Annotated in this window: 14 protein-coding genes; 2 read left to right on the top strand and 12 right to left on the bottom strand. The window is 68.5% G+C overall.

The annotated features are described in order from the left end of the window. Positions 1-86 precede the first annotated feature (86 nt). Positions 87-818, top strand: coding sequence for an alanyl-tRNA editing protein (locus B7P44_RS12675; RefSeq protein WP_084904582.1), 732 nt, complete (start codon positions 87-89; stop codon positions 816-818). Beyond that, entirely contained in the window at positions 815-1,441 is a 627-nt protein-coding gene (locus B7P44_RS12670; RefSeq protein WP_084904576.1) for a DUF924 family protein, read from the top strand. The genes B7P44_RS12675 and B7P44_RS12670 overlap by 4 nt, the downstream gene beginning before the upstream one ends. A gap of 64 nt (positions 1,442-1,505) precedes the next feature. Here B7P44_RS12670 and B7P44_RS12665 read toward each other — a convergent pair whose 3' ends face one another. The 12 genes from B7P44_RS12665 to B7P44_RS12605 form a co-directional block, all read right to left on the bottom strand. After that, on the bottom strand, positions 1,506-3,398 hold the full coding sequence (locus B7P44_RS12665) for an ArnT family glycosyltransferase (RefSeq protein WP_084904571.1): 1,893 nt from the start codon (positions 3,396-3,398) through the stop codon (positions 1,506-1,508). A 227-nt stretch (positions 3,399-3,625) separates the two neighbouring features. Further along, positions 3,626-4,387: an SDR family oxidoreductase gene (locus tag B7P44_RS12660; RefSeq protein ID WP_084904568.1), complete on the bottom strand. Its 762-nt coding sequence runs from the start codon at positions 4,385-4,387 to the stop codon at positions 3,626-3,628. A 16-nt stretch (positions 4,388-4,403) separates the two neighbouring features. After that, positions 4,404-4,985: an LOG family protein gene (locus B7P44_RS12655; RefSeq protein WP_084904566.1), complete on the bottom strand. Its 582-nt coding sequence runs from the start codon at positions 4,983-4,985 to the stop codon at positions 4,404-4,406. After that, positions 4,982-5,725 (bottom strand): TetR/AcrR family transcriptional regulator, encoded by a 744-nt coding sequence (locus B7P44_RS12650; protein ID WP_084904563.1) that lies wholly within the window; start codon positions 5,723-5,725, stop codon positions 4,982-4,984. The genes B7P44_RS12655 and B7P44_RS12650 overlap by 4 nt, the downstream gene beginning before the upstream one ends. Positions 5,726-6,348: 623 nt before the next feature. Beyond that, on the bottom strand, positions 6,349-7,443 hold the full coding sequence (locus tag B7P44_RS12640) for an IS5-like element ISButh5 family transposase (protein ID WP_084904560.1): 1,095 nt from the start codon (positions 7,441-7,443) through the stop codon (positions 6,349-6,351). Positions 7,444-7,541: 98 nt separating this feature from the next. Next, positions 7,542-8,087: a diacylglycerol kinase gene (locus B7P44_RS12635; RefSeq protein ID WP_084904558.1), complete on the bottom strand. Its 546-nt coding sequence runs from the start codon at positions 8,085-8,087 to the stop codon at positions 7,542-7,544. Next, positions 8,084-9,118 carry a glycosyltransferase family 4 protein gene (locus tag B7P44_RS12630; RefSeq protein ID WP_084904555.1) on the bottom strand — a complete coding sequence of 345 codons (1,035 nt, stop codon included), beginning with the start codon at positions 9,116-9,118 and terminating at the stop codon, positions 8,084-8,086. Before B7P44_RS12630 ends, B7P44_RS12635 begins: the two co-directional genes overlap by 4 nt. A 34-nt stretch (positions 9,119-9,152) precedes the next feature. Beyond that, positions 9,153-10,088 (bottom strand): UDP-2,3-diacylglucosamine diphosphatase, encoded by a 936-nt coding sequence (locus tag B7P44_RS12625; protein WP_084904552.1) that lies wholly within the window; start codon positions 10,086-10,088, stop codon positions 9,153-9,155. Positions 10,089-10,247: 159 nt separating this feature from the next. Then, positions 10,248-10,748: an RDD family protein gene (locus tag B7P44_RS12620; RefSeq protein WP_084904549.1), complete on the bottom strand. Its 501-nt coding sequence runs from the start codon at positions 10,746-10,748 to the stop codon at positions 10,248-10,250. A 6-nt stretch (positions 10,749-10,754) separates the two neighbouring features. Further along, positions 10,755-11,507, bottom strand: coding sequence for a DUF3106 domain-containing protein (locus B7P44_RS12615; protein WP_084904546.1), 753 nt, complete (start codon positions 11,505-11,507; stop codon positions 10,755-10,757). 28 nt (positions 11,508-11,535) lie between these two features. Continuing rightward, a complete protein-coding gene (locus tag B7P44_RS12610) occupies positions 11,536-11,964 on the bottom strand; it encodes a DUF3619 family protein (protein ID WP_084904544.1) in 429 nt (142 codons plus the stop codon). After that, positions 11,961-12,524, bottom strand: a complete 564-nt coding sequence (locus B7P44_RS12605) for an RNA polymerase sigma factor (RefSeq protein WP_042585928.1) — start codon at positions 12,522-12,524, stop codon at positions 11,961-11,963. The genes B7P44_RS12610 and B7P44_RS12605 overlap by 4 nt, the downstream gene beginning before the upstream one ends. Positions 12,525-12,627: the final 103 nt, after the last annotated feature.

The following is a 12,627-nucleotide window of genomic DNA, read 5'->3' as shown; positions in this document are numbered from 1 at the left end:
GCCCGGCTGCCGTCCGGAGTGCGTCTGGGCGGCCGCACCGCCGCGCGCGACACTGGCTGTACCCCATTCACGACGAGACCTGCCAGATGACGACCCATGCCTTGTTTCGGGAAGACGCGTACCTGACGCGCTGCGACGCGATCGTCACGGCGGTCGGCGAAGACGGCATCCGGCTCGACCGCACGGTGTTCTATCCGCTCGGTGGCGGCCAGGCGGGCGACAGCGGCGTGCTGACGCTGCCGGACGGCGCATCGATCGCGATCGCCGACACGCGCAAGGCGAAATTCGACGGCGCGACGCCCGACGACGCCGCGCACGTGCCTGCGCCGGGGCAGGAGGCGGGCATCGCGGCGCTCGCGCCCGGCGCACGCGTGGTCGCCGAAATCGACTGGACGCGCCGCTACCGGCACATGCGGCTGCACACGGCTGCGCACCTGATGTGCGCGGTGCTGCCGTATCCGGTCGACGGCTGCAGCGTGACGGCCGATTACGTGCGGCTCGACTTCGCGACGGCCGAGCCGATCGACCGCGACGACGTCGAGCGGCGGCTGGCCGAGCTGATCGGCGGCGCGCATCCGGTCACGACCGAATGGATCACCGACGACGAGATGGCCGCGCGGCCCGAGCTCGTGCGCACGATGAGCGTGACGCCGCCGATCGGCCTCGGCCGCGTGCGGCTGCTGCGGATCGACGGCGTCGACCTGCAGCCTTGCGGCGGCACGCACGTGCGCAATACGTCGGAAATCGGCGGCCTGCGGGTCGCGAAACTCGAAAAGAAGAGCGCGCGCACGCGGCGCGTCGTCCTGGAGCTTGCATGACGGTGAATGACACGAACAACATGCACGACGACGATGCGGCGCTCGATCCGCGCGCCCGCGACGTGCTGGATTTCTGGTTCGGCGCGCCCGGCTCGGCGGAATTCGGCCACAAGCGCAAGATCTGGTTCAACGGCGGCGCGGCGCTCGATGTCGCGCTGCGCGAGCGCTACGGCGCGCTGCTCGACGCGGCGTGCGGCGGCGCCTGCGACCACTGGGCCGCGTCGCCGCTCGGCGCGCTCGCGCTGATCGTCGTGCTCGACCAGTTCTCGCGCAACGTTCATCGCGGCACGCCGCGCGCGTTCGCCGCGGACCCGAAGGCGCTCGCGTGCGCGCGCCGGCTCGCCGCCGCCGGCTGGGACGCCCGGCTGCCGAGCGGCCATCACCGCGCATTTGCGTATCTGCCGTTCGAGCATGACGAGTCGCCGGACAGCCAGCGAGAGGCCGTGCAGCTATGCGAGGGGATTCGGGAGGAGGCGGGGTGCGCCGGGTATCACGATTTTGCGCTGCGCCATGCGGCCGTGATCGCGCGCTTCGGCCGGTTCCCGCACCGGAATGCGATTCTCGGGCGGGCGTCGACCGCAGAGGAGGCCGCGTTCCTGCGCGAGCCGGGGTCGTCGTTCTGAACGGTGAGCGGCGGGCCGGCCGGCGTGCGCGCGGGCTGAAGACGCGGTGCGCCTTCAACGGCCGTCATTGCAGGTGCTGCTCCGGGGTGCGCACGTAGACGCGCAGCATTTCCTTGTCGTCGCCCGGCCGGGCGCCCGTCCAGAACAGCTTCCATTCACTGCCCGGCGACGCCTCTGCCGCGCGTCCGCCCTGGGCGATCAGCCATGTGCAGCGCGTCGCGTTCGCGTTCGCGACCGGCGCGTGCAGGATGCCGGAGAAGTAGTACAGCATCGGCGCTTCCGATTCGCCGAACCCGGGGAGGCTCGCCATGCAGTCGCCTTCGTTCCATTCGAGCGCGAGGTGCGTGTTCAGGTCTTCGTACACCGAACGGTAGCTTTTCGCGACATCGAGCCACGGCAGCAGCAGCGTGTAGACGAGGCCCCACGCGACGATCGCGCCCGACGCCCACGACAGCGCGCCGCGCCAGCGGCCCGTCGTGCGCAGCGTCGGCAGCAGCCAGAGCCAGCCGACCGTCAGCGCGAGCGCGCCGAGCACGAAACCCGGTTCGATCGGCATCGTCCAGTCGAGCGGCAGCCAGCGGCCGAGCGGTGCGAGGCGTTCGTGCGACGCGGCCGGATCGGCCATCACCGACCAGATCGTCCACGCGAGCACCGCGATGCTGCCGAACAGCGCGCGGCTCAGGTAATCCCACGCGACGTGCAGTTTCTGCGGCAGGCGGTCGATCGCCTGCGCGGCGACCAGCGCGAGCGGCGCGAAGAACGGCAGGATGTAGAGCTGGCGCGACGTCGCTGACGCCCCCAGCACCGTCAGCCCGACGCCGGCGAACACAACCGGCAGCGCGATGCGCGGCGCGCGCCAGTCGCGCCACGCGCCGAGGGCGAGCGCGACGATCGCGAGCGGCGTGACCGGGATGCCGACGGTCAGGAACGCACGCAGGATGAACAGCGGCTTGTCGTTTTCCGCGCCGAGCTGCGGCACCGAGAAGCCGAAGAAGCGGCCGACGTTGTTGTCCCAGAACCAGGTGAGGAAGAGCGTTTCGGAGCGCAGGAACAGCGCGGTCGGCCAGATGATCGCGAACGGCGCGAACACCAGCGCGGCGATGCCGAGCGCGCGCGCGAACGCGCGGGTGCGGCATTCGGGATAGAGCGCCAGCACGGCGGTCAGCGTGGCCCCGAACACCAGCGGCACGAACAACCCCTTCGACATCAGCGCGACACCGACGCCCGCGCCGAACATCGGGGCGGCCCAGCGGTTCTCGGGCCCGGCCGGCAGGCCGAGCTGCGCGTGCCGCGCGCGGGCGAGGTGCTGCATCACGAGCTCGAGCAGGCCGCAAAACGCGATCGCCGTGCCGGCGAACAGCGCGACGTCCGTCATCATGTCGTGCACGTGCTTGACGACGACGAGGCTGCTCGCGCACAGCGCGACGGGTCCGATCACTTTCAGGTCGAACCAGCTGGCCGCGCCGCTCGCGACGCGCGCCGCGCGCGCGGTGAAGCCGAATGCGAGCGCCGCGAACAGCGCGCTCGCGAGCCGCGCCGCGTCGTGCAGCGGCAGCACGCGCTGCAGCAGCCATGCGAGGCTCGTCGCGACCCAGGCGTAGAGCGGCGGCTTTTCCATGAACGGCGCGCCGGCATTGGTCGGCACGACGAGGTCGCCGGTCTCGAGCATGTGCTGGATGATGCCGAACGTGTAGGTTTCGTCCTGCTTCCATGGATCGTGGCCGAGCACGCCGGGCAGCATGTACGCGCAGAACACGGCGGCGACCAGCAGCCACGCGCGCCAGCCGACCCGTGCGACGCGGCTGCGCGCGGGCGCCGTCGTGGCGGCGCCGGTCGCGGCGGACGCGCGGCCGACGTGGCCGGACCCGGAGAGGTCGGTTTCGGCGGATGAGCGGGCGTGCTGGGCCGAAGCGGGCACGGACGTGCGCCGCCGGCTGGGTGCTGCGGATCCCGGCATGGATAATCTCTGATCGAGCCGCCTGGCGGCATGGCCCGGGGCAATAGAAGCCGCGCGCCGGCGGCAACGGACAGGCGGCGGCGCCGGCTGTCGAAGTGCCTGCTAGTAGACCACGAAACTGTTACGGATGTTTACACAATCTGTTGCGGATTTGTGGAGATTTGTAGCGATGTAAGGCGCGGCGAGGGGGAGGGGATGAGGTGCGGCAATCTGTCGCAGTGGCGAGGCTATCGGCCGCCGCCGACGTCGAGGAGGGCGCCCGTCGTATACGACGCGGCATCGCCGAGCAGCCAGACGATCGCCTCGGCGACCTCCTGCGCTTCGCCCGCGCGGCCGAGCGGCGTCTGCGCGCCGAGGCGGCCGGCGCGGTCAGGCTGGCCGCCGCTCGCGTGGATTTCGGTTTCGATCAGGCCCGGTCGCACGGCGTTCACGCGCACGCCGTGCGGGCCGAGCTCCTTCGCGAGACCGATCGTCAGCGAATCGACCGCGCCTTTCGACCCTGCATAGTCGACGTATTCGTTCGGCGAGCCGAGCCGCGACGCGATCGACGACACGTTGACGATCGCGCCGCCGCGCCCGCCGCGATCGGTCGACAGCCGGCGTGCGGCTTCGCGCGCGCACAGATACGCACCGAGCACGTTGGTGTCGAACACCCGCTTCAGCCGATCGACCGGCATGTCGGCGAGCGGCAGCGACGGCGCGACGATGCCGGCGTTGTTGACGAGCGCGTCGAGCCGGCCGAGCGTCGCGACGACGGTGTCGAACATCGCGACGACGTCCGCTTCGCTCGACACGTCGCCGGCCACGACGCACGCGCGGCCGCCCGCTTCGCGCACGGCCGCGGCGGTCGCGTCGGCGGCCGCCGCGTCGCGCGCGTAGTTGATGCCGACGTCCCAGCCGCGTGCGGCTGCGAGCACGGCGCTCGCGCGGCCGATGCCGCGGCTCGCGCCGGTGATCAGGACGACTTTGCGTTCGGACGGTTCGGTCATCGCGCGCGGCCCCCGGTCATTCCGTTTCGTCGGGCGCCCACTTGTCGCGCGCAGGCGGCTGGTAGCGGCGCAACTGCCCGATCAGCCCGGCCGGATCGGCGTCGATGCACAGCGCGTCGAAATAGGCGGGCCGCATAAAGCCTTCGTCGACCGTATGCCGGAGCAGCGCGATCAGCGGATCGTAGAACGCGTCGATGTTGTAGAGCGCGACGGGCTTGCGGTGATAGCCGAGCTGCGCCCACGTGTAGACCTCGAAGAACTCCTCGAGCGTGCCGGCGCCGCCGGGCATCGCGACGAACGCGTCGGCGAGGTCGGCCATCATCTTCTTGCGGTGATGCATGTCCGGCACCACGTGCAGCTCCGACAGGCCGGTGTGGCCGACTTCCTTGTCGACGAGCAGCTCGGGGATCACGCCGACCGCGCGGCCGCCGGCCGCCATCACTTCGTCGGCGATCGTGCCCATCAGCCCGACGCGGCCGCCGCCGTAGACGAGCGTGAGGCCGGCATCGACGAGCGCGCGGCCGAACGCGCGCGCGGCATCCGCATAGACGGGCCGCACGCCGGGCGACGACCCGCAGTACACGCATACGGCCTTCATTGCTTCGCGTCCCTGGCGAGGGCCGGCCCACCCGCGGTGCGCGGCGAACCGTCGCGCGGCGGCAGGTAGTCGGCGAATTCGCGCTTGGGCAGCTTGCCGGAAACGAGGTCGTCGAACAGCTGCCGCGAGCGGCCGCGCAGGTACGGCGCCATCACGGAGATCACGTGCATGCTGACCTGGTGCAGTTCCTCGCGGATCGCATCCTGGTCGTTGTACTTGCGCGGGTGCATCACGTACTGATACGACAGCCAGTAGGTCGAGATCACGGCCATGTTGGTGGCGATGACCGCGATCTCGGCGGGCGTCGCGACCATCTCGGCATCCGACACGAGCAGCTCGCACATCTCGCGCGCGAAGCGCACCTTGTGGCTGATGATCTGCTTGAAGTGCGTCTCCAGCGTGCGGTTGCGCGCGAGCAGGTCGTTGAGGTCGCGATACAGGAAACGGTAGGTCCACATGAAGTCGGCCATGTACTGCAGGTACGACCATGTTTCATCGATCGTCGGACGGTGATCTTCGGGGAAGCGCAGGCGCTTTTCGATCGCCTGCTCGAACTGCGCGAAGATGCTGTTGATGATGTCGTCCTTGTTGCGGAAATGGTAGTAGAGGTTGCCTGGGCTGATTTCCATTTCCTCGGCGATCGTCGTGGTGGTGACGTTCGGTTCGCCGATCTCGTTGAAGAGTTTCAACGACAGCTCGAGAATCCGTTCGCGGGTGCGGCGGGGAGGTTTCGCTTCCATGTCGTCCGGCCCTGTGTGTGCCGGACTGGCGGGCGCTGCAATCGATGCTGCGTGATTCGTCCGGCGCGGGTTACTGTTCTATGTCTAGCGGACGATTATAAACCGGGGTTTCGCCGGTCCGGTGCATTTCGTGATTCGGGCATACCCGGCGAGCTCGCGCCGCCGCGTGCGGGCTAGGGCCTGCTCACGCTAATAACGGGCTTGCGAACGCGCCTTGCCGGCCGTAGTGCAAGGAGCAAGGAGCGCCGTTTGGCCGAGCCAAACAAGCGACGCGCGACGCCGCAATACGGCCGGCAAGACACGTTCCCCTGATCGTGGAAATTCATTCTTGGGGCTGGCCGCCAGAAGGGCCGATCGCCGCGTCATGCTCCTCGCGAATACATCGAGTATTCGCTGCGTCGCAATCCTCGCGCTCGGCCCTTCTGGCGGCCAGCGCAAGCCCGTTATTAGCGTGAGCAGGCCCTAGCAGGCTGTTGAAAAGCGCCTCGTTTTGACGGCCGGGGCACTATTTAAAAGGGTTTCGTATGCGATTGGCTGCTGAGTTGCGGATAAATCGTCCCGGCTGCCCCGCTGGCGAGCGGGCTAGCCGACGCGTTGCCGCGCGACGGCCACGCTTGGCCGGCTCATCGCATTGCCCCTTGTGGCACCGCCGTCAGTATTCGGGCCATTCGAGTCAGGTTGCTCGCCGGCATCGTCAGTTTGAAGTGCTGGTCGACTCGCTTGATGCCGCGATACACGGTCTGTCGAATCCGGCCGACGGTCTTGCCCCAGCCGAAGTGCTCCTCGATGCGTTTGCGAATGACTTGGCTGATGCCATAGCCGACGTGCCGCGACGTGCGCCCGTCGATCGCGCTGCCGCCTTGATGCGCGTCGTTGCGCGCGACATGCGGCGTCACCTTGCGCGCACGACAGTCCCGCACAAAGTCGCGCATGTCGTAACCCTTGTCGGCGCCGAGCGTCTTGGCGTGACGGCCCGGCACGCAATCGAGCAGGCGCAACGCGCTGGCGCGTTCGCCAAAGCCATCGGCATGGCTCACCACAGCACCCACTACCAAGCCCGAGCGGTTCTCCATCAGGATGTGCCCCTGGTAACACAGGATGGACGGCGTGCCTTTGCTCTTCCTAAACAGCCGCGCGTCCGAATCGGTGCTCGACTCGTGAGTCTCGTTGCTGCGTCGCTTGCCCTTCCAGTCGGTGTCGACATTGCGGCCACCGCCGGCCGGCGGATCGTCCGAACCGTCCTTGGGCCGGAAGCTCTTGTGGCTGGCCCATGCCTGGATCAGCGTGCCATCGACCGAGAAGTGTTCTCTGGACAGCAGCCCTTGCTTGTCGGCCAGGCTCATGACTTCAGTAAAGAACGCTTCGACCACTTCGTGCTCGAGCAGACGATCGCGGTTCTTCGAGAACACCGAGTGATCCCAGACGGCGTCTTCGATGGCGAGGCCGACGAACCAGCGGAACAGCAGGTTGTATCGCATCTGCTCCATCAGCATGCGCTCGCTGCGCACCGAATAAAACACTTGCAGCAGCAACGCACGCAGCAGCTTCTCAGGCGCAATCGAGGCCCGGCCGCTGTCTGCATAGATCGTGCTGAACAGCCCGTTGAGCCGCTTCAGCGCTTGATTGACCAGCAGCCGAAGCGGCCGCAACGGGTGATCAGCCGGCACGAAGTCTTCCAGCTTCACCGTCGTGAACAGCGGTTCTTGCATCTCGTCCATTCCGCGCATCGCTCTCGTTTGCCCAAGATCATGAACACGATATCTCTAACGCACCGCCCGCAGCGCCCGTTTACACCGTATCCAATTTCAACAGCCTGCTAGAAGCCCAGCCAGCGCGCGACGACCGGGCCGAGCACGAAACCCCACGTCGTCACGCACGCGAACAGCGCAACCGTGACGGCCGCGCTGCCGAGATCCTTCGCGCGCTTCGACAGTTCGTGGCGCTCGAGCGAGATGCGGTCGATAGCGGCCTCGACGCTCGAGTTCAGCAGCTCGACGATCAGCACCAGCAGCACCGACGCGATCAGGAGCGCGCGGGACGCGGCGGGCACCGGCGCGAATGCGCCGATGGGCAGCATCAGCGCGGCGAGCGTCAGTTCCTGGCGGAATGCGCTCTCCTCGCGGATCGCGACCCGGAAACCGTTCAGCGAATGCTTGAGCGCGTACCACGCGCGCGTGAGGCCGCGGTTGCGCTTGTACGGATTTGGCGGCAGCGGCGCGAGCGGATCGTCGGTGCCGAGCGGTTCGTGTGCCGCCGCATCGGCATGCGGCTCGCCGCCCGACGACTCATCCTCGTCGAACGGCCGGTGCCGTTGCGGTTGCGCGGGCGGTGGGTGAATCTGGTCGTGCGGGTCTCGTTTCAAACGGCGGCACCTTCGGTGGTCGTGTACACGTCCTTCGGCAGCGGTTTCAGATGCGACGCGAACTGCTCGGACGCGGCGCGCCACGAGAAGCGCTCCGCCCACTCGCGGGCGGTCGCGCGCTCGATCTTCAGCGCTTCGAGGCAGGCTTCCTGCAGGTCCTCGTGCATCGCGCCCGCGTTGCCGCCGCCGAGCACGTCGATCGGTCCGGTGACCGGGTAGGCCGCGACCGGCGTGCCGCATGCGAGCGCCTCGAGCAGCACGAGCCCGAAGGTGTCGGTGCGGCTTGGGAACACGAACACGTCCGCGGCCGCGTAGACCTTCGCGAGCTCGGCCTGCGACAGCACGCCGAGGTAGTTCGCTTCCGGATAGCGCGACTTCAGCTCCGCGAGCGCCGGGCCTTCGCCCGCGACCCACTTCGAGCCGGGCAGGTCGAGCCGCAGGAAGGCCTCGACGTTCTTCTCGATCGCGACGCGGCCGACGTACAGGAAGATCGGCCGGGCGGTGTTGAGGACCTTGGACTCCATGGGCCGGAAGATATCGAGATCCACGCCGCGTGTCCACAGGACGACGTTCGTGAAGCCGTACTGCTCGAGGTCGTGCTTGACGACCGGCGTCGGCGCCATCACCGCGAGCGACGGCGCATGGAACCAGTGCAAGAAGCGGTAGGTCGCGCTCAGCGGGATGCCGAAGCGCGCCTGCACGTATTCCGGGAAGCGCGTGTGATACGCGGTCGTGAACGGCAGCTTGCGCGCGCGTGCATAGCGGCGCGCGGCGAGGCCGAGCGGGCCCTCGGTCGCGATATGCAGCGCGTCGGGCGCGAACGCGTCGATCCGCGCGCGCAATTTGCGGTACGGCAGGATCGACAGGCGGATTTCCGGATAGGTCGGGCAGGGCACCGTGCGGAATTCGAGCGGCGTCAGCAGTTCGACGCGGTGGCCGAGGGCCATGAGTTCGCGGGCCGTGCTCTTCAGCGTGCGCACGACGCCGTTGACCTGCGGTTCCCACGCATCGGTGACGATCATGATCTTCATCGCGGCATGTGTCCTGTAAGTAAGTGCCGGGGAGTCAGGCCGTAGCCTTGGTCTTGCGCGAGACGGCCGCGGACGGCGTGCGCATCGCCGTCCAGTAGACGACCTTCAGCTCGCCTTCCATCGTTTCGACGAGCGCGGACAGGCTTTCGACCCAATCGCCGTCGTTGCAGTACAGCACGCCGTCGATGTCGCGGATCTCCGCCTTGTGGATGTGGCCGCAGACGACGCCGTCGCAGCCGCGCCGGCGCGCTTCGTCGGTCATCACGGTCTCGAACTGCGAGATGAAGTTGACCGCGTTCTTCACCTGGTGCTTCAGGTACTGCGACAGCGACCAGTACTGGAAGCCGAGCCGGCTGCGGATCCGGTTGAACCAGCGGTTCAGCACGAGGATCAGCGTGTAGAGCGTGTCGCCGAGGTACGCGAGCCATTTCGCATGCTGGATCACGCCGTCGAACAGGTCGCCGTGCACGACCCACAAACGTTTGCCCGACAGCGTCGTGTGGAACGCCTCGCCGCGCACCTGGATGTCGCCGAACGCGAGGTCGCAGAACTGCCGCGCGCCTTCGTCGTGGTTGCCCGGGATGTAGACGACCTGCGTGCCCTTGCGGGCCTTGCGCAGGATCTTCTGCACGACGTCGTTGTGCGCCTGCGGCCAGTACCAGCCTTTTTTCAGCTGCCAGCCGTCGATGATGTCGCCGACGAGGTACAGGTATTCCGAATCGTTGTGGCGCAGGAAATCGAGCAGGTACGTGGCCTGGCAGCCGCTCGAGCCGAGATGGATGTCGGACAGCCAGATGGTGCGGTACCGATGGGCGGACGGCTCGTGATCGTCGTGCTGCGTGGCGGACGCGGCAGGCGGTTCATGTGTCGCGAGGGCGTCGGCCGTGGCAGAGCCGGACAGGAAGGCGGTGGCGGCGCGGGCGCCGAGGGGGTGACGAAACAGAGAGGTCGCGGACGTTTTCTGGCCCATGCATGACTCGCGCCGGTTGACATTACCGGCATTGCGCCATGCGGGCGTGACTGTGCCGTGACAGTCACAAGACGTTCTTATTACGGCGCGCCGGCACCGTTCAGGGGTGAATTTTCGAGGGCCGCGCGAAGGCGGCGGGCGGCCTGATCGGGGCGGCGGTCAGCGCGGCAGCGCGACCACGCGGGTGCGCGCGAGCCGGTCGTGCGGGAACTGGCGGTCCGGATGCAGCCGCGCCGCGCCGGCCCAGGCGGCGATCCACGCGACGCCGAGCGTGAGCGTGACAGGCACGGACAGGCCGAGGAGGGGGTGCAGTGCGAGCGGCGGCAGGAACCACAGCCAGCCGAGCGCGTAGCGAACGAGCGCGTGGCCGGCGCTCAGCGGCCGGCCGTTCGCCGACTCGATCCGCAGGCGCCAGGTCTTCATCGGGAGCGTCTGGCCGCCATGTGTCCAGAACCAGACGAAATACGCGCCGACGACGAGCGCGATCCACGCGGCGAGCAGGTCGTGATGGACGAGGCCGTTGCGCTGCTGCGTCGCGAGCGCGAACGCGAGGCCGGCGAAAAACACGATGCCGAACAGCAGGACGCCCTCGTAGAGCAGCGCGGCCAGACGCCGCCGGACGGACGGCGGGGTGGCGGGAGACGGGATCGTGTGCGGCACGGCCGCTCAGGAGCCCTTGAACAGCGATGGCGCGTCGGCGGGCGACACGGGCGCCGGCGCGGCCGACGCCGGGGCGGCGCCCGCGGTGGCCGAGGCGACGGCCGGCGGTGCGGCGGCGCCGCTCGATGCGGGCTGCGTCGGCGGCACGACGCCCGCGCCGCTTGCCGGATGTTCGTGCGCGTTCACGAGGCGGCGGACGTCGCGGTCGCCCTTGCCGGTCGGCGGCGCGCTGACGACGGTCGGCCGGCGGCGGCGCTCGGCGGCCGCGAGGCGTTCCTTCTGCTCCTCGGGCAACTGCTGGTAGGCCTTCCACGCGCGCTCACGCGCCTGCGCGGACAGGTCCTTCGCGGTCTGGTAGTTCTCGCGCGCGACGCGGCGCTGCTCGGGCGTCATCCGGACCCATTCGGCCATGCGCTCCTGCAGGCGCTTCTGCGCATCGGGCGTCATCTTCGGGTAGCGTGCCGCGATCTTCAGCCATTTGCGCTTGCGGGCGTCGCTGAACGAATCCCATTGGTCGGCGAACGGCGCGAGCGCGGCGTGCTGCGCGGGCGTCAGGCGTGCCCACGACAGCGGGCCGGCGGCGGGCAGCGGCGCAAGGTCGGCGGTCAGCGCGATGGCGGCCGACGCGAGCGCAGGCGCGTTGGTCGCGACGGTGACCGCCTCGGGTTGCGGGTGGAAACGCGGGTACGTGGCGACGTAGGCGACGGCGATCGCGATCACGCATCCGAAAAATACGGCCAGGCCGCGCTTCTGACTCACCCGTGCGATCCCCTCGTTGCTTGTTCGATTAGTGTGCGTGCGAAAGATACGCGTTGAACCCGTGATCGAGGTACGCGTTGAGCGGCAGGTCGTCGCTGAGCATCGCCGCGTCGATGTCGGCCAGCTCGGCGGTGCGCTGCATGTCTTCCCAGTACGCGATGCCGACGAGGCCGGCGAGCAGCAGCGCGAGCGGCCACGCGCGCAGCAGGCGGCGCGCGAACGACACCGGCTGGCGCGGGGGCGTGACCGCCGGGCCGTAGGCGCCGGCCGCGCCGGCGAAGGCGGGGACGAACACTGGCGCCGCCACCGGCTCGGGCTTCTTGCGCGCGAGCGCGGCCTGGCGGGCGGTGGCCAGCCGGTCGGTGGTGGCGGCCGGCAGCGCGGCCGCGCGCTCATCGAGCGCGCGGCGCACCTTCAGCGCGATTTCGAGTTCTCGGTTTGCGGGAGCGGAGCTCATAGCGTGATTCCTTTGGCCTTGAGTGCTTCCGCCAGCGTGTGGGTGGCTCGCGAGCAATGCGTCTTGACGCTGCCTTCGGAGCACCCCATTGCGGCGGCAGTCTCGGCGACATCCATATCTTCCCAGTAACGCATCAGGAACGCTTCCCGTTGACGCGCCGGAAGTTTCTGGATTTCTTCGTCGATCAGGGCCAGAACCTGTTCCCGCTCGAGGCGGTGCTCGCTGCTCTCGACGCCCGGCGTCTGATCGGCCGCTTCGAGCGTTTCGAGGGGGTCGAAGTCTTCGTCGTCCGTATTGTTCAGCGACGAGAAGAGCGTGACCCAGGTGTTGCGGACTTTCTGGCGGCGGAACCAGTCGTGGATCGCGTTCTGCAGGATCCGCTGAAAAAGCAGCGGCAACTCGGCGGCCGGGCGGTCGCCGTACTTCTCCGCCAGTTTGATCATCGCGTCCTGCACGATGTCGAGCGACGCATCGTCGTCACGCACCGCGTACGCAGCCTGCTTGAACGCGCGCCTTTCGACGCCCGCCAGAAAGTCGGCGAGTTCCTTGTCTGATGCCATTCCGTGAAGGTATGCGCTGCGGACTGCCGCGTGAAGAAGGTCGAAAAATTTCGTAAAACCCGCGGATGCTAACAAATTTTCGCGCTGCTTGGCACCGGGTTTG

It is taken from the genome of Burkholderia ubonensis subsp. mesacidophila (assembly GCF_002097715.1).
In the GTDB taxonomy this organism is placed as follows: domain Bacteria; phylum Pseudomonadota; class Gammaproteobacteria; order Burkholderiales; family Burkholderiaceae; genus Burkholderia; species Burkholderia mesacidophila.
This window is presented reverse-complemented; position numbering and strand designations above follow the sequence as displayed.

Bases quoted from the DNA above. Each gene is read 5' to 3' on its own strand.
- B7P44_RS12640 (WP_084904560.1), bottom strand. From the start codon at position 7,443: ATGGACGAGATGCAAGAACCGCTGTTCACGACGGTGAAGCTGGAAGAC.
- B7P44_RS12605 (WP_042585928.1), bottom strand. From the start codon at position 12,524: ATGGCATCAGACAAGGAACTCGCCGACTTTCTGGCGGGCGTCGAAAGG.
- B7P44_RS12650 (WP_084904563.1), bottom strand. From the start codon at position 5,725: ATGGAAGCGAAACCTCCCCGCCGCACCCGCGAACGGATTCTCGAGCTG.
- B7P44_RS12665 (WP_084904571.1), bottom strand. From the start codon at position 3,398: ATGCCGGGATCCGCAGCACCCAGCCGGCGGCGCACGTCCGTGCCCGCT.
- B7P44_RS12630 (WP_084904555.1), bottom strand. From the start codon at position 9,118: ATGAAGATCATGATCGTCACCGATGCGTGGGAACCGCAGGTCAACGGC.
- B7P44_RS12660 (WP_084904568.1), bottom strand. From the start codon at position 4,387: ATGACCGAACCGTCCGAACGCAAAGTCGTCCTGATCACCGGCGCGAGC.
- B7P44_RS12610 (WP_084904544.1), bottom strand. From the start codon at position 11,964: ATGAGCTCCGCTCCCGCAAACCGAGAACTCGAAATCGCGCTGAAGGTG.
- B7P44_RS12655 (WP_084904566.1), bottom strand. From the start codon at position 4,985: ATGAAGGCCGTATGCGTGTACTGCGGGTCGTCGCCCGGCGTGCGGCCC.
- B7P44_RS12670 (WP_084904576.1), top strand. From the start codon at position 815: ATGACGGTGAATGACACGAACAACATGCACGACGACGATGCGGCGCTC.
- B7P44_RS12625 (WP_084904552.1), bottom strand. From the start codon at position 10,088: ATGGGCCAGAAAACGTCCGCGACCTCTCTGTTTCGTCACCCCCTCGGC.
- B7P44_RS12675 (WP_084904582.1), top strand. From the start codon at position 87: ATGACGACCCATGCCTTGTTTCGGGAAGACGCGTACCTGACGCGCTGC.